This is a genomic window from Serratia sp. PAMC26656, assembly GCF_016469055.2.
In the GTDB taxonomy this organism is placed as follows: domain Bacteria; phylum Pseudomonadota; class Gammaproteobacteria; order Enterobacterales; family Enterobacteriaceae; genus Serratia; species Serratia plymuthica.
In genome coordinates this window covers 2,320,812-2,339,126 of sequence record NZ_CP150486.1, presented here as the reverse complement: position 1 = coordinate 2,339,126, position 18,315 = coordinate 2,320,812, and the positions used below count along the sequence as shown (strand labels likewise).

The window sequence follows — 18,315 nt, the reverse complement described above, 5'->3', positions numbered from 1 at the left end:
AGAGACAGCATACCGGCATAGCCTTAATTAGGAAACCAATATCGTTTCCTAATTTATAAGGATGACCGCTATGACACATCAATCGCTGATGCTCCCTTGGGGCGTTAATGATATCAACGCGTTGCTTAAACCGAAACCGCTGCTGCTGGAGATGGGGCTGACGCGCAGCACCGACGGTTTGCTGACCGTGGCGATCCGCACCGACCTGCCCGGCTGCAAGGGCCGCATGCTGGACTGGTGGTTTACCTTTTTTGAGACCACCCAGCACATTCGCTGGTGGCATCCGCACGATCACGTTGAGCACCGCGGCTGGGACGGGCACTGGAAAAAAGGCGAAAGCTACATTGGCGCCAGCATCAACGCGGTGGAATGGCTGGCGGAGTTGCCGCCGGTGCCGGCTCGCCTCAAGTTTCACGCCGCCGAAGATTTTTTTGCCGCGCAACCGCTGCAACAGGCGCGCGACACCCAGGCGCTATCTGCCGCCATTTGCGCCCGCATCGGCTTCGGCGAGCAGGTAGCGCTGGATGACAACGGTGATCCCCGCGACGGTGAAATGCTGCATTTGGCGCGTGACACGCCCTACGGCTGCGTGCTGCGCAGCCGCTTCCTGTTGGGTAAATCCTGTGCGAACGCGCATGACGAGCTGCCGGACGAGATTGGCTTTAATCTGATGCGCCACTGCTATAACGAATTCAGCTATCTGGCGCAGTTCCTGCCGTCGTTGTACTACGCCGAAAATGGTCGTGAGGCGGCGCCGTTACCCTGGTGAACCCCCTTCACACTTCCCGTTGAAAATAATTGATTGTTTTGTCATATGAATTTAGAAGTGGATGACAACAATTCAAACACACGGGAACGGGAATGGACACACAAACGACGGTTATCGACGCACGCCAGTCACGCCAGGCATTGCTGGCCGGATCGGTCGGCAACTTTATCGAATGGTATGAATTTGGCGTTTACGGTTTTCTGGCCACCGTCATCGCCGCCAATTTTTTCACTCTGCAGGGTGAAAGTGAAATCACCAGTCTGATCCTCACCTACGCCGCCTTCGCGCTGGCATTTTTCTGCCGCCCGATCGGCGCGGTGATTTTCGGCCGCATCGGCGACAGGATCGGCCGCCGACCGACGCTGATTGCGGTATTGCTGCTGATGACCCTGGCAACCGCCCTGATCGGCGTGATGCCGACCTATGCCTCTATCGGCGTCACCGCCCCGCTGCTGCTGACCCTGTTGCGCATGTTTCAGGGGCTGTTCGCCGGCGGCGAGTTCGGTGGTGCGGTGTCGCTGATGACCGAGTTCGCGCCCAAGGGGAAACGTGGGCTGTACGGTGCCTGGCAATCGCTGACCGTGGCGTTCGGGCTGTTAGCCGGTGCCGGGTTGGTGGCGTTGCTGGCCGCGCTGTTGACCCCGGAACAGTTACATGAGTGGGGCTGGCGCATTCCCTTCCTGTTGGCGTTGCCGATGGGCGCGGTGGCGCTGTGGCTGCGGCTGAAACTGCAGGAAACACCGACCTTTAAACAGGCGCAACAAGGCGGCGGTGAAACGGCACAAGTGCCGGAAGCGAGGCTGGGCGGCATGCTGAAAACCATTCTGATCGGCATTGGCCGCATGATGGGCTGGTCCGCCGCCGGTTACACTTTCCTGGTGGTGATGCCGTCCTACCTGCAAACCTCACTGCACGCCACCTTCCAGCAGGCGCTGGTGGCCACGGTGTTGGCCAACGTCGGCTTCGCTCTGACCATTCTGCCCGCCGGCATTCTCAGCGATAAGCTGGGGCGCAAAGTGGTGATGCTGGTGGCGGTCATCGCGGTGATCCTGTTTACCTTCCCGTTGCTGCACTTGCTGCAAGACCCGCAAAGCTCGCTGCTGACCAAAGGCATCGCGGTATTGATCGCCGGCGCGGTGGTCGGGATGCTGGCCGGCCCCGGCCCGGCGATGCTGGCAGAGATGTTCCCGACCAAAGTGCGCTATACCGGTCTGGGGCTGGCCTACTCGTTGTCCAACGCGGTATTTTCCGGTTCAGCGGGGTTAATCATCACCGGTTTGATCAAGCAGACCGGCAACCTCGACATCCCGGCTTACTACGTGGTCGCCACCTCGGTGGTCAGCCTGTTCGCACTGATGACCCTGCGGCGTGACGATCATCTGCGCTCGCTGAACGAGCGTTAATCCCGAAGGGGCGCATAGCGCCCCAAGTTCGAACCTTTGCGCATTTTTTGTGCGCCGTTATAGTGCATACCCCCAGCCCCCGTTTCAACGCCCCTCTCGTCCCGCCAGCAAAACGACTGATTATTTATAGTTATTAATAATTTGAAAAATAACTCCCGCCACTATTCGCAGTTGGCCCTTAACTTGCTCCGCCTTGTATATACATGGACGGACATTACCGACACGGACATCACTATTACTCACCAGTGCGAAAGACGAGGTTCCCCATGAAGCAACCCATAAAAACGCTGCAAAAAATGCTCGCCACCGCCTGCTGCCTCAGCATGCTTGCCACCCCGGCATTCGCCGCCGAAACACCGCTGACCAAGCCGGAGGCCGGCACCTTCAAAATGGGCATTGAACCTTGGTTGGGCTACGGCCAGTGGCACGTAGCCAATAGCCTTGACCTGTTCAAACAACAGGGGCTGGACAAGGTGGATATCATCAACTTCGCCGAAGATAAAGACATCAACGCCGCGCTGGCCAGCGGCCAGATCGATGCCGCCAATATCGCCACCCACACCGCCATGGGCATGGTGTCTGCCGGGTTGCCGGTCAAAATCGTGCTGCTGCTTGATCAAAGCCAAACCGCCGACGCGCTGATTGTCGGCCCAGGCATCAAAACGCTGAGCGATCTGAAAGGCAAACAGGTGGCATACGAAGAAGGCACCACCAGCGACATCCTGCTGCACAGCGCCCTCGCCTCCGCAGGAATGAAATGGAGTGACATCGTGCCTGTGCCGATGCCTGCCGACGCCGCAGGCAGCGCGCTGATCGCCAAACGCGTCAGCGCCGCCGTCACCTACGAACCTTACCTGAGCATGGCGAAGAAACAGGATGCCGGCGTGAAAATGCTGTACAGCGGCGAGTCCGATCCGGGCCTGATCAGCGACGTGCTGGTGGTGCGCGACGAGGTGATCAAGACCAAACCAGGCCAGGTCACCGCCATGATTAAAAGCTGGGATGCCGCGTTACGGCATTATCAGCACAACACCGCGGCGGACCGGGCAATCATCGCCAAACAGGTTGGCGCCAGCCCGGCCGATCTGGCCAGTGCGTTTGACGGCGTGAAGTACTACTCGCTGGCGGAAAACAAGCAGGTCCTGAGCGAGCACTTCGCCAAACACACCTTCGCCCATGTGCTGAAAGCGGCCACAGAAGCCAAGCTGGTGAGCAAACCGGTCACGCCGGAAAACCTCATCGACGCGCGATTCGTTAACGGTCTGTAAGCCGGATTAGCGCCGGCCGGCGGTTTTTATGACCGGCGCAATTCCCCATCAGAGGAAAGACCCGATGAGCTCGATAAAACTGGATGCGCCTAACGCGCGCACGCATCTGAACAACGCCCCACCGCCAGGGCGGCGCAGGCGCAAGCCACTTGGGCTGATGGTGATCGGCAAAACGCCGTCGCGCGGGCTGTTCGTCGCCATCGCCGTGGCGGTGTTCGCGCTGCTGCTGCTGAGCTGGTGGCTGGCGACCCGCAGCGGCGCGGTACCGGCGATTTTTATGCCCACGCTGGACGGCGTATGGCGCCGTATGGTCAGCCTGGCGCAGGACGGCACGCTGTGGAGCGATATTCGCAGCAGCTTGTACCGCATCTCGGTGGCCTTCCTGATTTCGTCGGTGATGTCCATTGTCATCGGCGTATTGGCCGGCTGTTACGGTTTTTTCAAAGCGGTCACCGAACCGCTGGTGGATTTTGTCCGCTATATGCCGGTGGTGGCCTTTGTGCCGCTGACCATTTTGTGGACCGGCACCGATGACGTACAGAAATTCCTGATCATCTGGATCGGCACCTTCTTTCAACAGGTGCTGATGGTGATCGACACCGTAAAGCGCGTGCCGGGGGATTTTGTCGGCCTGGGGCGCACGCTCGGCATGCCGGACCGCAATATCCTGTTAAAGATCGTGCTGCCCAGCGCGCTGCCGGGCATCTGGGATGCGTTGCGCATCAGCCTCGGTTGGGCCTGGACCTGGCTGGTGCTGGCGGAACTGGTGGCCTCCACCTCAGGGTTGGGCTACCGCATCGTGGTGTCGCAGCGCTTTTTCCAGACCGACACCATTATCGGCTACATCCTGTTGCTGGGGCTGCTTGGGCTGATCACCGATCAACTGATGCGCGCCGCCGAGCGCGTGTTGTTCCGCTACAACGCGAGGCGTAAATAATGGCGACCCTAACCCTCAATGGTCTGAACAAAAGCTTTCAGGTCGGCAAGCGATCGCGTCAGGTATTGCATGACATCGATCTGACGCTGCACGACAACGAGTTCGTTTCTGTGGTCGGCAGTTCCGGCTGCGGTAAAAGCACCCTGCTGTCGATCGCCGCCGGGCTGGAGGATTTCGACAGCGGCAGCGTACGCGTTGACGGCGTGGACATCCGCGGGCCGGGTATCGATCGCGGCGTGGTGTTCCAGTCTTATACTCTGCTGCCGTGGCTGACCGCCCGCCAGAATATTGAATTCGCTCTGAAGGCGGCAGGCTATAACCGCGGCGAATGCCGTGACATCGCCGGCGATCACCTGGCGCTGGTCAAGCTGACAGAATTCGCCGATGCCTATCCCAACGAACTGTCCGGCGGCATGAAACAGCGGGTGGCGATTGCCCGCGCGCTGTCCTACCGGCCGAAAATCCTGCTGATGGATGAACCTTTCGGCGCGCTCGACGCCATGACTCGCCACCAGATGCAGCTGCTGCTGACGCGCATCTGGGAAACCCATCGCCTGACGGTAATGTTTGTCACCCACGATATCGAAGAAGCGGTGTACCTGTCAGATCGCATCGTGGTGATGGGGCCGGGCAAAATCAATACCACCTTTCAGGTCGATCTGCCGCGCCCACGCAGCGAAGAAGTGAGCGGGGACGCACGCTATATCGATCTGCAACGTCAGGTTCTGAAATCTATCCGGGAACAGGCTTCCCAACACGAATTAGCTTAGGAGCACCGCATGTCGCACACAGTGACCTTTCACGATCTCAGCCACAGCCGGCAATTGCCGGAAGCCCTGTTCCAACGCACCGAAGCCGACTTGTCGTTCTTTATCGAGCGGGTGCAGCCGATTATCGCGGCGGTACGAAGTGAAGGCGATGCCGCGCTACAGCGCTTCGCACGGGAATTCGATAGCGTGCAGGCCGAGCGGATGTCGATTCGCGTCGAACAGAGCGAGTTCGACGACGCCATGGCGCGGCTGGATCCCGCCGTCACCGCCGCTATCGCCTATGCCGCCGGCAATATCCGCGCGTTTCACGAAGCGCAGAAACCGGAAGAAATGTGGTTGAAAGAGATGCAGCCCGGCGCTTTCGCCGGCGATCGCCACCTGCCGATCGATTCCGTGGCCTGCTATGTGCCGCGCGGCAAAGGTTCGTTCCCCAGCGTGCTGCTGATGACGGCGATCCCGGCACTGGTGGCCGGCGTACCCCGGCCGGTGGTGATCACCCCGCCCGGCCCGGATGGCAGAGTCGATGATGCCACGCTGGTGGCGGCGCAGTTGGTCGGCATCCGCGAAATTTACAAGTGCGGCGGCGCACAGGGGGTAGCGGCCGTGGCTTATGGCACTGAGACAGTGCCTAAGTGCCTGAAGATCGTTGGCCCCGGCAGCCCCTGGGTGGTGGCCGCCAAACGCCAGTTGGCGCAGATGATCGATCCCGGCGTGCCGGCCGGCCCCAGCGAAAGCATTATTTTGGCCGATGGCAGCGCCAACGGTGCGCTGGCGGCGTTGGACTTGATCATTGAATCGGAACATGGCCCGGACTCCTCCGCCTGGCTGGTGACCTCCAGCCGCCAGGTAGCCGAACAGGCGATCGCCGCGCTGCCGGGTTACTGGGCGCAACTGGACGAGAAACGCGCCGGCTTCTCGCAAAGCGTGCTGTGCGGTGCCCACGGCGGTGTGGTGCTGACGCAGGACTTCGCCGCCGCAGTGGAGTTTGTTAACGGCTACGCACCGGAGCATCTGGAGATCCTGGCGGAAGAGCCGCTGGCGGTGATGGGCCAAATTCGCAACGCCGGTGAAATCCTGCTGGGCAATTACACCCCGGTGACGTTAGGCAACTTTGTGCTCGGCCCCAATGCGGTGCTGCCGACCAATGCCGCCGCCAAAGTGGCCGGGCCGCTGTCGGTATTCGACTACATGAAGCGTATTTCGGTGGGTTATGTCACCCGCAGCGGCTACGACGCGTTGGCGGAAAAGGCGCACGGGTTTGCCCTGTATGAAGGCTTCCCCGCACACGCGCTGGCGGTGTCACCGCTGCGTAAAACCCTGCTCGATCGTCAGTCCTGAACAGGCAGTGAGGTTACGATGACCGATAATCCTATTCCCCGCACCGCCCGGGGCGAACCCTTGGCGGCGCAGGCCAGAGCGCTGACCCACGCCGGCGAATGGCAGCAGGCGGCAGACAAACTGCGCCAACTGGTGCTGGAGATCACCGGGGTGGCGGTGGGCGAGTTGACCATCAACCGCGATCAGTACAGCCTGAACTCGCTGAACGGCCAGTTGCAATTGGCCGACGGCCGCGGCCTGTTCTTTAAATATCACCACGAGGAAGGTGAAGACCACACCATCGAGGAGTATTACAACGCCGAGCTGTTGCGCAATAACGGTTTCCGCGTCGACGTGCCGCTGTATGCCAGCGGTGAGCCGGGGCGGCAGATCCTGCTGTACCGGTTGCGCCACGATCGGCGGCTGGCCGACGTGTGCCGCGAGATTGAACTGCAACAGAGCTGGCCGCTGATGGCCCCGGTGGTCGATGCACAGCACCGCGCCGATGCCGAGATCCTGCGGATGACGCTGCTAACGCTAAAAATCGGCCAGTCTGCGGCGGTAGCGCGCGAGCCGATCCACCAGCTGTTTCATCACCGGTTGGTCAGCCCTGGCGCCACACCGGGATTGGGCGGCCGGGTGGCGCAGTTCTACGTAGGTAAAACCTTCCAACTGGCGCAGCAAGCGTTGAGCTGGGCGCAATTGCAAGACCTCCAGTGGGAAATCAACGGCGTGCGCTATCGCCATACGCTGGGTGAACTGCTGTTGCAGGCCGGTGAACTGTTGGCTCCGGCCGAACTGGCGCAGCACGGCGTGGTGATCGCCCACGGCGATGCGCACAACGCCAACGTATGGTACGAAACCGATCGCCCGCCGCCGCAGTTGGTCAGCTTCGATCCAGCCTTCGCCGGGCGCAATATCCCGGCGCTGCTGGCGGAGATCAAAGCGACTTTCCACAATATTTTCGCTCACCCATTCTGGTTGTACGAACCGCAGCGCTGCGCGACGCATTACCGGGTGGCTGCCCGGCTGGAGGGGCAACGGCTGATCGTCGAGCATGACTGGCAATTGACGCCATTGCGCGCCGCCTTCCTGCAAGACAAAGGCGCGCTGTACTGGCGGCCATTGCTCAGCGAACTGACGGCGCGCGGCTGGCTGCCGCATAACTGGCGGCGGCTGATGCGGCTGGCGCTGTTCTGCTGCCCGACGCTGGTGCTCGATCTCCGCGCCGGTGGCGGCAGCGACCATACGCCGGAAAGCTCGGCGCTGGGCTTCGCCATCGCCATGATGCTGGGCAGCGAACCCGTCGACGGTAAGGACGTTGCCAGCCGCTGGTTCACCGCCATAGATCCGCAGTTCGGCGGTAAAGTATGAAAGCCGCGCGTTTTAGGGCACAGACGTGTTGAAACCCTGGTGGTTCCCTGAGGAGAATTTATGCAAAACACCCATTTGCCGCCGGGCCTGGCCCCCTTTTCATTGCTCGGCAAGCGTGCACTGATCACCGGCGCTACGCGAGGGATTGGTCAGGCGCTGGCGATCGGGCTGGCGCAGGCCGGTGCGCAGGTGATCGTCGCCGGGCGACAACGCGCCGCGCTGCAAGAGGTGGTACAACAGCTGAATAATTGGGGAGAACACCCGGAAATGCTGCTGTTGGATGTCCAGGATCCGGCGTCGATTGAAACCGCCTTTGCCACGCTGGCGGGCAAACCGCTGGATATCCTGATCAACAACGCCGGTATCGAACGCTTGTGCCCGTCGCTGGAGGTGGATGAAACGCTGTGGGACAGCATCGTCGGCACCAACCTGAAAGGCGCTTTCTTCTGCGCGCAGGCGGCGGCGCGCCTGATGGTCAAACAGGGCAGCGGCAGCATCATCAACCTGTGCTCATTGACCAGCGAAGTCGGCGTGCCGGGGGCTACCGCCTACGGCGCGTCAAAATCCGGGCTGGCCGGCATGACGCGTGCGCTGGCCAGCGAATGGGCTACCTACGGGATCCGGGTCAACGGCATCGGGCCAGGCTATTTTCAGACCGCGATGACCGAGGTGTTTTACCAGGACAACGGTTGGCGCGAGTCCATGCAGGATAAAATTCCGCTAGGCCGTTTTGGCAAGCTGAGCGACCTTACCGGTGCGGCCATTTTCCTCGCCGGCCCGGCGGCGGCCTACATCACCGGCCAGATCCTGTATGTCGACGGCGGCTATCTGGCCAGCATCTGAATAAACGCAGGCGTGGGCGATATCCCGCCCACTCTCCAGCGCCTTGCATCCATCCAGTGATGACGATCACAACGCAAATATGTTAACGTTAACTTTTGTGATTAACATCGCAATCCCTGACGTTGGTGGCTTTATTTGGCGAAAGGTTAACGTTAACAATAAGGCTGACATCATCCATCAGGGCATCTCACATGAACCGCGAAACAAAAAAATATTATGTACTTCTAAGCGGCCTGTTGTTTTTCTTCTTCTTTACCTGGTCGGCCAGCTTCTCACTGATCTCCATCTGGCTAAACCAGAAAATCGGCCTGAAAGGCACCGAAACCGGCCTGATCTTCTCGGCCATGTCGATCATGGCGCTGTGCGTGCAACCGCTGTACGGGTTTATTCAGGACAAACTCGGGCTGCGTAAGCATCTGCTGCTGTTTGTCGGCGTGCTGCTGTTGCTCACCGGGCCGTTCTTTATCTATGTTTACGCCCCGCTGCTGCAAACCAATCTGGTGGCCGGCGCACTGGTTGGCGGCCTGTTCGTCAGCCTGGCGTTCAACGCCGGCATTGGCGCGCTGGAATCCTATACCGAGCGCGTCAGCCGCATCGTCGGTTTCGAGTTCGGCCGGGCGCGTATGTGGGGCTCGCTGGGCTGGGCCAGCGCCACCTTCTTTGCCGGCTTTATCTATAACATCAACCCGAACATCAATTTCTGGATTGCCTCGGCCTCGGCGGCGGTATTCCTGCTGTTGCTGTGGCAGGTGCGAGAGCTGAAACCCAATGCCATGGCCGGGCTGGAATACGGCAAACCGGAAAACCTGAAGTTGCAGGACGCCCTGGCGTTGCTGCGCCTGCCGGGGTTCTGGGCGTTGGTGGTGTTCGTGCTCGGCACCAGCATCTACGGCGTCTTCGACCAGCAGTTCCCGGTGTACTTCGCTTCGCAGTTCGCGACCCACGAGGAAGGCAACCGCATGTACGGTTTCCTTAACTCGCTGCAAGTGTTTCTGGAAGCCGGCGGCATGTTCCTGGCGCCGCTGCTGGTCAACCGCATCGGCATCAAGCAAAGCCTGCTGCTGGCCAGCAGCGTGATGGCGTTTCGCATGTTCGGCTCCGGCCTCGCCAACGGCGCGCTGATGATTTCCGCCATGAAACTTCTGCATGCCGTGGAGCTGCCGATTCTGCTGGTAGCCATGTTCAAATACATCACCACCCGCTTTGACAGCCGCCTGTCCTCCACGCTGTACCTGGTGGGCTTCCAGTTTATCAGCCAGATCGTCGCCGGCATTCTGGCGCCGCTGGCCGGTCTCGGCTACGACCGCATCGGCTTTGCCGACACCTATTTGCTGATGGGCTGCGCCGTCGCCGGTACCACGCTGGTTTCCTGCTTCCTGCTGCGCGGCGAGACTCCCGCCCGCGCACCTCAATTTCAATCCACGATAAAATCAAGTGAGCCAATCCAATGAACAATGCCTTAGCTCAAGCCGACCATGCGGTCGAAACCCTGCGCGCACAGCGTCAAGACGATTACTACCCGCAGTTTCATCTGGCGCCTGCCGCCGGCTGGATCAACGATCCCAATGGGCTGGTGTACATTAACGGCGTTTATCATGCGTTCTATCAACACCACCCCTACGACGAAAACTGGGGACCGATGCACTGGGGCCACGCCATCAGCCGGGATCTGGCGCACTGGCAGCACCAGCCGATAGCCCTGGCGCCCGGCGACGACTACGACAAAGACGGCTGTTTCTCCGGCTGCGCAGTGGACGATAACGGCGTGCTGACGCTGATCTACACCGGCCACGTCTGGCTGGACAAAGTGGGCGATGACGATCAGGTGCGCGAGGTACAGTGCCTGGCCACCAGCGAGGACGGCGTACATTTCGTCAAGCACGGGCCGGTGTTGGCGCCGCCGGAAGGCATTCAGCATTTCCGCGATCCCAAGGTCTGGCGCGAGAATGACGGCTGGTGGATGGTGGTCGGCGCCAAACAAAACGGCCTCGGGCAGGCACGGCTTTATCGTTCAAAAGATCTGCGTGACTGGCAGTTTGACCGCGTGCTGGACGGCGCGCAGACGCTGCATCAGGGCTATATGTGGGAGTGCCCGGATTTCTTCCCTCTCGGCGAAAAACAGGTGCTGCTGTTCTCGCCGCAGGGGCTGGCGGCGCAGGGCTACCGCCACCGTAACCGCTTCCAGAGCGGCTATTTGCTCGGTCACTGGCAGCCGGGCGCTGATTTCAACGTCACTCAACCTTTCTGCGAACTGGACGCCGGGCATGATTTCTATGCGCCGCAAACCTTTACCGCCGCCGACGGTCGCCGCCTGCTGTTCGCCTGGATGGACATGTGGGAATCGCCGATGCCGAGCAAGGCGCACGGTTGGGCCGGCGCGCTTACCCTGCCCCGCGAACTGACGCTGAATGCCGAAGGCGATGTGCTGATGAACCCGGCGCGGGAGTTGGCGGCGCTGCGCGGCATACCGCAGACGTTTGCCGCAGCGCAACTGCGCAACCAACGCCAGCTTCTGGCGGAGAACGTGCAAGAGCTGACGCTGTCGCTGGGTCTGGTCGCCAGCGATGCCGAACGCTACGGTATCGCCATTGGCAACGCCGCGCGGCTGTACGTGGACAACCAGGCCCACAGGCTGGTGTTGGAGCGTTTCAGCGAGGAACCGGGTCTGTGCGGTTGCCGCAGCGTGCCGCTGCCGGCGGGCGACACGCTGTCGCTGAGCGTGTTTATAGACCGTTCATCGCTGGAAGTGTTCGTCAATCAGGGCGTTGCCTGCCTGACCAGCCGCATCTACCCGACCGATGGCCAGCGCGGCGTGAGCCTGTTTGCCGAAAGCGGCCAGGCGCAGTTTGGCGCGGTACAGGGGTGGGAACTGAAAAGCATCTGGGCCTGATAGCCCTCGGCGCCTGACTGGCAGGGCACGTTTGTCGTGCCCTGTTTGATCACATCGACTCGCGCAGCAACAGCGGGCAAGCAACCTTCACCGTCTCGCAGTGATCCAACTGGTTAATCAGATGCAGCGCCGCCTGACGACCCAGTTCGTAATGCGGCAGTTGCACCGTGGTCAAGGGCGGCAGGAACAGTTGACCGATGCCGACCATGTTGTCATAGCCCAGCACCCCCACCTGCTGCGGGATCTGCCAGCCCTGCGCCAACAGCACCTGATACACCATAAACGCCACCCGATCGTTGCCGCACACCACTACATCGCAATCGCGCCGTCCCGGTGCGAAATGCCGTTCCAGCAAGGCCACGCAATCGCGGTAGCGCTCATCGCCGTCGCTCAAATCAAGGTGATATTGCTTGAGTTGGTCTACATCACCGCCCGCGTCACACCAGGCGCGCTCCAGCCCGCGACGGCGCAGCCCGGCTGCCAGCGTATTTTCCGGCAGATGAATGCAAAGCGGCGCACGGTAGCCTTTGGCGATCAGCGCGCGTATGGCGTCGTACTGGCCCTGTTCGTCATCCGGAATGTAGCTGGCAACACTATTTCCCTGGCTGACGCAGTTGGCCAGCACCAGCTTTTTATCCAGTAACTTGGGCGGCACGGTGACCTGTCGCAGCCCCATGGTGGTGAAAATCACCCCATCCGGCCGGTGCGCCAGCAGCAAGTCTATAGTGTGTTCGGCGCTGTCGTCGGCGAACAGGTTGACGACAAAACTGTTCCAGCCGTGTTCGCGCGCGGTCTTTTCGATCGACAGGATCATTTCCACCGAGAACGGCGTGGTGGCGGTGTCCAGCGCCAGCACGCCGAGCGTCTGCACCCGGTTGCTGTCGCCGCGAATGCGCCGCGCCGAGAGATCGGGCACGTAATCCAGTTGGTCAATCGCCAGCTTGACGCGCTGGTAGGTGTCTGGCCGCAGTTTGCCTGGCTCGTTGATGGCGCGGGAAACTGTCATCAGCGACACCCCGGCAAGTTTTGCAACGTCTTTCAGCGAGGCCATGCGCCCTTCTCTGTGTAGGATAGAAAACCAAATAATCCCATAACTTAACGCCGGACTCTACCCCTTGCACACTCAGCCTGCCAGATCATGTGCCCGCGGCATAGCTCGCGCCGCCGCCTGCGGTAACAAGGTGGCCGGCTTGACGTCTTTCAGCGTCACGTGGTTTTTGTCCAGGATCCACGCCAGCGCAAAATAAGATGGGTGCCGGGCGCATCGACACCCACCGTTTTGCCCTTCAGCTCTGCCACGCTGCTGATGCCGTTGTACACCGCCTGCCCGTCGGCCCCGTAGAACTTATCCAACTGCACGATTTGAGTGATTGGCACACCGTTGGCGTGCCAGGCGGCGCACCTCATTGGAGCAAGGGCACCGCCTGCCGGGTGAGCGGATTAAACCGGGTGAATATCAGCCCACAGGGCCAGGCTGCCTTTCGCCAGCGGCGTCAACTGCCCGTCGTGACGTTCGGCCGACCACCAGCCGCCCTGACGCGCCGACAGCGTGACGCCGCCCGCCAATGACCAGGTTCCGTGCAACACATACAGCACACCGGCGTGGCCAGCCGGCAATGCCACGCCGGCGGTAATACGCTGCACATTGGCCGCCCAGCGCCCGCGCCGGGTCATGATGTTGAAATCCTGGCTGGCGCCGCCCAGCAGCGTGGCGTTCAACGCCACGTCGCCGGAAAAGGCGAACGGCTCGCCAACCTGCGACAATCGGTGATCGATGTGCCCGGCGCTGAACAAATGCACGCCGTCGCCCTCCAGCAGAGTAATCGAGCGGTCGATGCCGTCAAATGCCGAAAATGGGCCGTCCTGCGCGATGGTGGCAATGCTGGCGCGCCAGTCAAAATCTTGTGCACCCGCCGGCCAGCAGGCTATCTCACGGGTTTCGCCGCCGCCGTTGCGCCAGGGCGTCACCGGCAGGGAATCAAAATCAAAACGGGTCAGGCCCATCACGCCTCCTGCTGGAAAGTTTTCAGTACTTGCAGGAATTCCGCACTGCTTTGCTGTTGCAACGCGTGACGCCCCTGTTCGATCACCTGACGACCGCTGACGAAAACGTCGCGGATTTGCTCTTTGCCACCGGCGAACAGCCAGCGGTTGAGGATCGAGGCATCGGGTGCTGCGGCCAGATAAGGATCGTCGCCATCCAGTACCAGCCAGTCGGCGCGGTAGCCGCTCTGCAAACGGCCGATTGGCGCGCCGCAGGCCTGCGCACCGCCCTGCAATGCCTGCTGGTACAACACGTCCGCCACCGCCGGTTGTTGTGGCGTGGTCAGGCGGTTGCGGCGCTGATCGCGCAGTCGCTGGCCGTATTCGAACCAGCGCAGTTCTTCCACTACGTTGAGCGACACGTGGCTGTCGGAACCTATGCCCCAACGCCCCTGACGGTGCAGATAGGCGTCACCGGGGAAAATGCCATCGCCCAGGTTGGCCTCGGTGGTCAGGCACAGGCCGGCCACCGCCTGGCTGCGCGCCAATTGCTCCAGCTCTGCGCGATCGAGATGGGTGGCGTGCACCAGGCACCAACGCGAGTCCACCGGCATGTGCTCATAGAGCCAGGCCACAGGGCGTTGACTGCTCCAGGCCAGGCAATCATTGACCTCTTTTTGCTGTTCGGCGATATGAATATGCACCGGCAAGGCGCTGTCCGACGCCGCCAGGATTTGCTGCATCTGGCTCAGTTCCACCGCACGCAAGGAATGGAAGCACAGACCTTGATTTTGCAGCGGTTGGTCCGCCACCTGGCGGGCAATCACCTGCTGCTGTTGCAGGTAGCTGTCTGCATCCTGAATAAAACGTTTCTGCCCCGGCTGGGCGGGCTGAGCGCCAAAACCGGCGTAGCTGTACAGCACCGGCAGCAAGGTCATGCCGATCCCGGCCTGCTGCGCCGCCAGGCTGAGCCGACCGGTCATTTCGCCGCGATCGGCGTAAGGATTGCCGTCGGCGCCATGATGCAGATAGTGGAACTCGGCAACCTGGGTATATCCCCCCTTCAGCATTTCGATATACAGTTGTCGGGCGATAACTTCCACCTGCTCCGGGGTCAGTCGCTGTACCAGGCGATACATCAGATCGCGCCAGGTCCAGAAACTGTCCTGCGGGTTGCCCGCGACCTCTGCCAGCCCGGCCATCGCACGCTGAAAGGCGTGGGAATGCAGGTTCGGCATGCCCGGCACCACATCGCCGTGCAAGCGAATGCAACCTTCGGGATCTGAATCGGCAATCACCTGAGCCAGGTGACCGTGCGCATCGACGTCCAGACGGACGTTATGCGCCCACCCCTCAGGGAGCAGAGCGCGTGAGGCAAAATAAGCAGGCATGGCAGTATTCCACTGTTAATGTAACGGCTAATAACGCGCGAGGATCACGCATCCGAAAATGCACAGGCCCATCGCATTGCTATGGCGAACCGGCCCTTAGTTGTATATACATATACATACGCCGACATCAACAGTAAACTGGTGTTATTATTTTTTTATTTGACGAGGTTAACGTCGTGGTGGATCAACAGACCCTGTTACAACTGGCTGCTGCAATGAGCGATACCCCCGCCCCGATCTACCAACGGGTCAAGCAGGCGATCGTAAACCAAATCCGTGCGGGCCACTGGCTGCCGCACCAGCGCGTGCCCTCTGAAAGTGAACTGGTGGCGGAACTGGGCGTCAGCCGCATGACCATCAACCGCGCGCTGCGCGAGCTGACCAGCGAAGGTTTTCTGATCCGCATGCAAGGCGTCGGCACCTTCGTCGCCGAGGCCAAAGCGCATACCGCGCTGCTGGAAGTGCATAACATCGCCGACGAAATCGCCGCACGCGGCCATCGCCACAGCAGCAAGATCCTGCAGCTGAAAGCGCGCCCGGCCAGCGAAGAAGAAGCGCTCGCGCTGGGTATTCAACCCGGCCAGCAGCTGTTCTATTCGCAGATCGTGCATTACGAAAACGACCTGCCGGTGCAGGTGGAAGACCGCTGCGTCAATCCGGTAGTGGCGCCCGATTACATGAAGCAGGATTTCGACCGCGTGACGCCGTATACCTACCTGACGCAAGCCGCCCCGCTGACCGCCGGCGAGCACATCGTGGAAGCGGTAGTACCCACCCGCCATGAGCGCGATCTGCTGCAACTGGAAGATCACGAACCTGGTCTGTTGATTCACCGCCGCACCTGGTCCGGCAAAAACGTCGTCACCTCGGCGCGCCTGCTGTATCCCGGTAGCCGCTATCAGCTGTTCGGCCGTTTCACCAGCGACGTTTAATTCCTCTGCGGGTGCAGCCTTTGCGCCCGCCCTCCTTCCGCGATCACATCCCGATAACAAATTTTTACCCCGCCTCTTGTGACAAACCGGTGAATGCGCTAGGTTGTTTTTAATTGTATATACAACCATGTGGGAGCCAAGGCTCCGGCGGAGGAAAGCAATGACGTCTGAGATTCACTGCGACAGCCTGTGGCACGGGGCCGACATCGTCACCATGCGCGACGGCAAGTATCACACCCTCAGCGATGGCGCGATCGCCGTGCGCGCAGGCAAAATCGTCTGGGTGGGCGAATATGCCGCGCTGCCTGCGGGGCTGATCGCCGATGAAAGGGTGAAATTCGACGGCGGCATCATCACGCCGGGCTTTGTCGACTGCCATACCCATCTGGTGTTCGGCGGCAACCGCAGCGGCGAATTCGAACAGCGCCTGAACGGCGTGAGTTATGCCGAGATCGCAGCCCAGGGCGGCGGCATCATTTCCACGGTCAAAGCCACCCGCGACGCCGACGAAGAGGCGCTGCTCGAGCAAGCTCTGTTCCGTTTACGGCCGCTATTGGCGGAAGGTGTAACCTGCGTGGAGATCAAGTCCGGTTACGGGCTGACGCCGGAAAGCGAACTGAAAATGCTGCGCGTGGCGCGCCGACTTGGCGACATGCTGCCGGTAGAGGTGAAAACCACCTGCCTGGCGGCCCACGCGCTGCCGCCGGAATACGCCAATCGCGCCGACGATTATATCGATCTGGTGTGCAACACCATTATTCCTCAGGCCGCCGCCGCCGGGCTGGCGGATGCGGTCGACGCCTTCTGCGAGCATCTGGCGTTCTCACCGGCGCAGGTTGAGCGGGTGTTCGCCGCCGCCGAAGCCGCCGGCCTGCCCGTGAAGCTGCACGCCGAACAGCTTTCCGCCCTCGGCGGCAGCGAGTTGGCGGCGCATCACCATGCGCTCTCCGCCGATCACCTGGAATATGCCACCGAGCAAGATGCCCGGGCGATGGGCGATGCCGGCACCGTTGCGGTGCTGCTGCCCGGCGCTTATTACCTGCTGCGCGAAACCCAGTGCCCGCCGGTGGATCTGTTCCGCAAGCACCGGGTGGCAATGGCGATCGCCAGCGACGCCAACCCAGGCACCTCCCCGGCGCTGTCGCTGCGTCTGATGATCAACATGGCCTGCACGCTGTTCCGCCTGACGCCGGAAGAAGCGCTGGCGGGCGTAACGGTTCACGCGGCCAAAGCGCTGGGCCTGCAGGACAGCCACGGCACGCTGGAAACCGGCAAGGTGGCGGATTTTGTACACTGGCCGCTTTCCCGGCCGGCTGAACTGGCTTACTGGTTGGGCGGACAACTGCCCTGTACGGTGATTTTCCGAGGAGAAGTACGTCAATGACCATTCGCGATCCCTATGATTTCCAGGCCGGCAGCCTGCCGCTGCTGATCAGCATTCCCCATGCCGGCACCCGATTGACGCCGGCAGTCGAAGCCGGTTTGACCGAAGAGGCGCGGCCACTGCCCGATACCGACTGGCATATCCCGCAGCTGTATGAGTTTGCCCGCACTATGGGTGCCAGCGTGCTGGTCGGCAACTACTCGCGTTTTGTCATCGATCTGAACCGCCCGGCGGACGATAAGCCGCTGTACGCCACCGCCACCACCGGTCTGTACCCTGACGTGCTGTTTGACGGCCGCCCGAGCTTTTTGCCGGGTAAAGCGCCGTCGGACGAAGAGCGTGCCTGTTATTTACAGCAAATCTGGCAGCCCTACCACCAGCAATTGCAGGATGAACTGACGCGACTGAAAGCCAAACACGGCTACGCATTGCTGTTCGATGCGCACTCCATCGCCTCGGTGATCCCACGATTGTTCGACGGCAAGTTGCCGGATCTCAACTTGGGCACCAACGGCGGCGAAAGCTGCGCCCAGGCGCTGAGCGATCGCCTGGTGGCCTGCTGCGAACAGCAACAGCAGTTCACGCATGTGCTTAACGGCCGCTTTAAAGGCGGGTACATCACCCGTGCTTATGGTCAGCCGCAGCAACAGCAGCATGCGATTCAACTGGAGCTGGCGCAGGTGAACTACATGTCCGAACAGTATCCCTTTGCCTTCGAGCCGCAGCGTGCGGCCACTTTGCAACGCCTGCTGAAGCAAATGATCGACAGTCTGCTGTCCTGCGGGCAACCGCATTAACCCACCGTCTATGCCAAGCCGGGGCCGCTTGTCTTGCCCCGGCGTCACTTCCCCTCCTGATTTTGCGGCATAAATCATGCCTCCTTTCCTTCCCTGGCTTCAATTTGCGCACTGCATCGCAGTTTGAGTGAAAACCCTTGTACCTGGTCGGACAACGCACAAAACAGCGGCATAGGGATCGCGCAGTACGCCACACTCTGCCGAAAAGCCCGGCGATTACCTGGGTATAAACTCCCGTCCCCCCCCTATCCCGGCGC

The 18,315-nt window shown here is 61.0% G+C and carries 16 protein-coding genes and 1 pseudogene; 13 read left to right on the top strand and 4 right to left on the bottom strand.

The features are described 5' to 3' along the window. Positions 1–70: 70 nt before the first annotated feature. The 10 genes from JEM67_RS12040 to JEM67_RS11995 all read left to right on the top strand — a co-directional run bounded on the left by JEM67_RS12040 (position 71) and on the right by JEM67_RS11995 (position 11,571). Positions 71–769, top strand: coding sequence for a DAPG hydrolase family protein (locus tag JEM67_RS12040; RefSeq protein ID WP_199639013.1), 699 nt, complete (start codon positions 71–73; stop codon positions 767–769). A 92-nt stretch (positions 770–861) separates the two neighbouring features. Continuing rightward, the gene (locus JEM67_RS12035) at positions 862–2,172 is read left to right on the top strand and encodes an MFS transporter (RefSeq protein ID WP_199639011.1); all 1,311 of its coding nucleotides are present in this window, start codon (positions 862–864) and stop codon (positions 2,170–2,172) included. Positions 2,173–2,438: 266 nt separating this feature from the next. Beyond that, complete coding sequence (locus JEM67_RS12030) at positions 2,439–3,440, top strand: ABC transporter substrate-binding protein (protein WP_199639009.1); 1,002 nt, start codon at positions 2,439–2,441, stop codon at positions 3,438–3,440. A 64-nt stretch (positions 3,441–3,504) separates the two neighbouring features. Continuing rightward, positions 3,505–4,377 (top strand): ABC transporter permease, encoded by an 873-nt coding sequence (locus JEM67_RS12025; RefSeq protein WP_199639007.1) that lies wholly within the window; start codon positions 3,505–3,507, stop codon positions 4,375–4,377. Further along, positions 4,377–5,147 (top strand): ABC transporter ATP-binding protein, encoded by a 771-nt coding sequence (locus JEM67_RS12020; RefSeq protein ID WP_199639005.1) that lies wholly within the window; start codon positions 4,377–4,379, stop codon positions 5,145–5,147. The genes JEM67_RS12025 and JEM67_RS12020 overlap by 1 nt, the downstream gene beginning before the upstream one ends. 9 nt (positions 5,148–5,156) lie before the next feature. Next, positions 5,157–6,485 carry a histidinol dehydrogenase gene (hisD, locus tag JEM67_RS12015; RefSeq protein WP_199639003.1) on the top strand — a complete coding sequence of 443 codons (1,329 nt, stop codon included), beginning with the start codon at positions 5,157–5,159 and terminating at the stop codon, positions 6,483–6,485. Between the two features lie 18 nt (positions 6,486–6,503). Further along, on the top strand, positions 6,504–7,838 hold the full coding sequence (locus tag JEM67_RS12010) for a hypothetical protein (RefSeq protein ID WP_199639001.1): 1,335 nt from the start codon (positions 6,504–6,506) through the stop codon (positions 7,836–7,838). Positions 7,839–7,898: 60 nt separating this feature from the next. Beyond that, complete coding sequence (locus JEM67_RS12005) at positions 7,899–8,681, top strand: SDR family NAD(P)-dependent oxidoreductase (RefSeq protein WP_013812584.1); 783 nt, start codon at positions 7,899–7,901, stop codon at positions 8,679–8,681. Positions 8,682–8,872: 191 nt separating this feature from the next. After that, positions 8,873–10,132 (top strand): MFS transporter, encoded by a 1,260-nt coding sequence (locus JEM67_RS12000; RefSeq protein WP_199638999.1) that lies wholly within the window; start codon positions 8,873–8,875, stop codon positions 10,130–10,132. Further along, entirely contained in the window at positions 10,129–11,571 is a 1,443-nt protein-coding gene (locus JEM67_RS11995; protein WP_199638997.1) for a glycoside hydrolase family 32 protein, read from the top strand. Before JEM67_RS12000 ends, JEM67_RS11995 begins: the two co-directional genes overlap by 4 nt. A gap of 49 nt (positions 11,572–11,620) precedes the next feature. Here the strand turns inward: JEM67_RS11995 and JEM67_RS11990 are convergent, their stop codons facing one another. The 4 genes and pseudogenes from JEM67_RS11990 to JEM67_RS11975 form a co-directional block, all read right to left on the bottom strand. Further along, a complete protein-coding gene (locus JEM67_RS11990; protein WP_199638995.1) occupies positions 11,621–12,622 on the bottom strand; it encodes a LacI family DNA-binding transcriptional regulator in 1,002 nt (333 codons plus the stop codon). A 102-nt stretch (positions 12,623–12,724) separates the two neighbouring features. After that, a pseudogene (locus tag JEM67_RS11985) lies at positions 12,725–12,966 on the bottom strand (ABC transporter substrate-binding protein); the annotation flags it as partial. A 45-nt stretch (positions 12,967–13,011) separates the two neighbouring features. Next, entirely contained in the window at positions 13,012–13,575 is a 564-nt protein-coding gene (locus JEM67_RS11980; RefSeq protein WP_199638993.1) for a HutD/Ves family protein, read from the bottom strand. After that, positions 13,575–14,945 carry a formimidoylglutamate deiminase gene (locus JEM67_RS11975; RefSeq protein WP_199638991.1) on the bottom strand — a complete coding sequence of 457 codons (1,371 nt, stop codon included), beginning with the start codon at positions 14,943–14,945 and terminating at the stop codon, positions 13,575–13,577. The genes JEM67_RS11980 and JEM67_RS11975 overlap by 1 nt, the downstream gene beginning before the upstream one ends. 215 nt (positions 14,946–15,160) lie before the next feature. Here JEM67_RS11975 and hutC point away from each other — a divergent pair, with 215 nt between their 5' ends. From hutC to hutG, 3 genes are all read left to right on the top strand, one after another. Further along, positions 15,161–15,877: a histidine utilization repressor gene (gene hutC / locus JEM67_RS11970; protein ID WP_233527870.1), complete on the top strand. Its 717-nt coding sequence runs from the start codon at positions 15,161–15,163 to the stop codon at positions 15,875–15,877. Positions 15,878–16,037: 160 nt separating this feature from the next. Continuing rightward, positions 16,038–17,261, top strand: a complete 1,224-nt coding sequence (gene hutI, locus JEM67_RS11965; RefSeq protein ID WP_004943404.1) for an imidazolonepropionase — start codon at positions 16,038–16,040, stop codon at positions 17,259–17,261. Next, positions 17,258–18,058 carry an N-formylglutamate deformylase gene (gene hutG, locus JEM67_RS11960; protein WP_199638987.1) on the top strand — a complete coding sequence of 267 codons (801 nt, stop codon included), beginning with the start codon at positions 17,258–17,260 and terminating at the stop codon, positions 18,056–18,058. The genes hutI and hutG overlap by 4 nt, the downstream gene beginning before the upstream one ends. Positions 18,059–18,315 lie beyond the last annotated feature (257 nt).

Excerpts from the sequence above, each read along its gene's own strand:
- JEM67_RS12020 (WP_199639005.1), top strand. The coding sequence starts at position 4,377 with ATGGCGACCCTAACCCTCAATGGTCTGAACAAAAGCTTTCAGGTCGGC.
- hutG (WP_199638987.1), top strand. The coding sequence starts at position 17,258 with ATGACCATTCGCGATCCCTATGATTTCCAGGCCGGCAGCCTGCCGCTG.
- JEM67_RS12040 (WP_199639013.1), top strand. The coding sequence starts at position 71 with ATGACACATCAATCGCTGATGCTCCCTTGGGGCGTTAATGATATCAAC.
- hutC (WP_233527870.1), top strand. The coding sequence starts at position 15,161 with ATGAGCGATACCCCCGCCCCGATCTACCAACGGGTCAAGCAGGCGATC.
- JEM67_RS12000 (WP_199638999.1), top strand. The coding sequence starts at position 8,873 with ATGAACCGCGAAACAAAAAAATATTATGTACTTCTAAGCGGCCTGTTG.
- hutI (WP_004943404.1), top strand. The coding sequence starts at position 16,038 with ATGACGTCTGAGATTCACTGCGACAGCCTGTGGCACGGGGCCGACATC.
- JEM67_RS12025 (WP_199639007.1), top strand. The coding sequence starts at position 3,505 with ATGAGCTCGATAAAACTGGATGCGCCTAACGCGCGCACGCATCTGAAC.
- JEM67_RS11990 (WP_199638995.1), bottom strand. The coding sequence starts at position 12,622 with ATGGCCTCGCTGAAAGACGTTGCAAAACTTGCCGGGGTGTCGCTGATG.
- JEM67_RS11975 (WP_199638991.1), bottom strand. The coding sequence starts at position 14,945 with ATGCCTGCTTATTTTGCCTCACGCGCTCTGCTCCCTGAGGGGTGGGCG.
- JEM67_RS12030 (WP_199639009.1), top strand. The coding sequence starts at position 2,439 with ATGAAGCAACCCATAAAAACGCTGCAAAAAATGCTCGCCACCGCCTGC.
- JEM67_RS12010 (WP_199639001.1), top strand. The coding sequence starts at position 6,504 with ATGACCGATAATCCTATTCCCCGCACCGCCCGGGGCGAACCCTTGGCG.
- JEM67_RS12005 (WP_013812584.1), top strand. The coding sequence starts at position 7,899 with ATGCAAAACACCCATTTGCCGCCGGGCCTGGCCCCCTTTTCATTGCTC.
- JEM67_RS11995 (WP_199638997.1), top strand. The coding sequence starts at position 10,129 with ATGAACAATGCCTTAGCTCAAGCCGACCATGCGGTCGAAACCCTGCGC.
- JEM67_RS12035 (WP_199639011.1), top strand. The coding sequence starts at position 862 with ATGGACACACAAACGACGGTTATCGACGCACGCCAGTCACGCCAGGCA.
- hisD (WP_199639003.1), top strand. The coding sequence starts at position 5,157 with ATGTCGCACACAGTGACCTTTCACGATCTCAGCCACAGCCGGCAATTG.
- JEM67_RS11980 (WP_199638993.1), bottom strand. The coding sequence starts at position 13,575 with ATGGGCCTGACCCGTTTTGATTTTGATTCCCTGCCGGTGACGCCCTGG.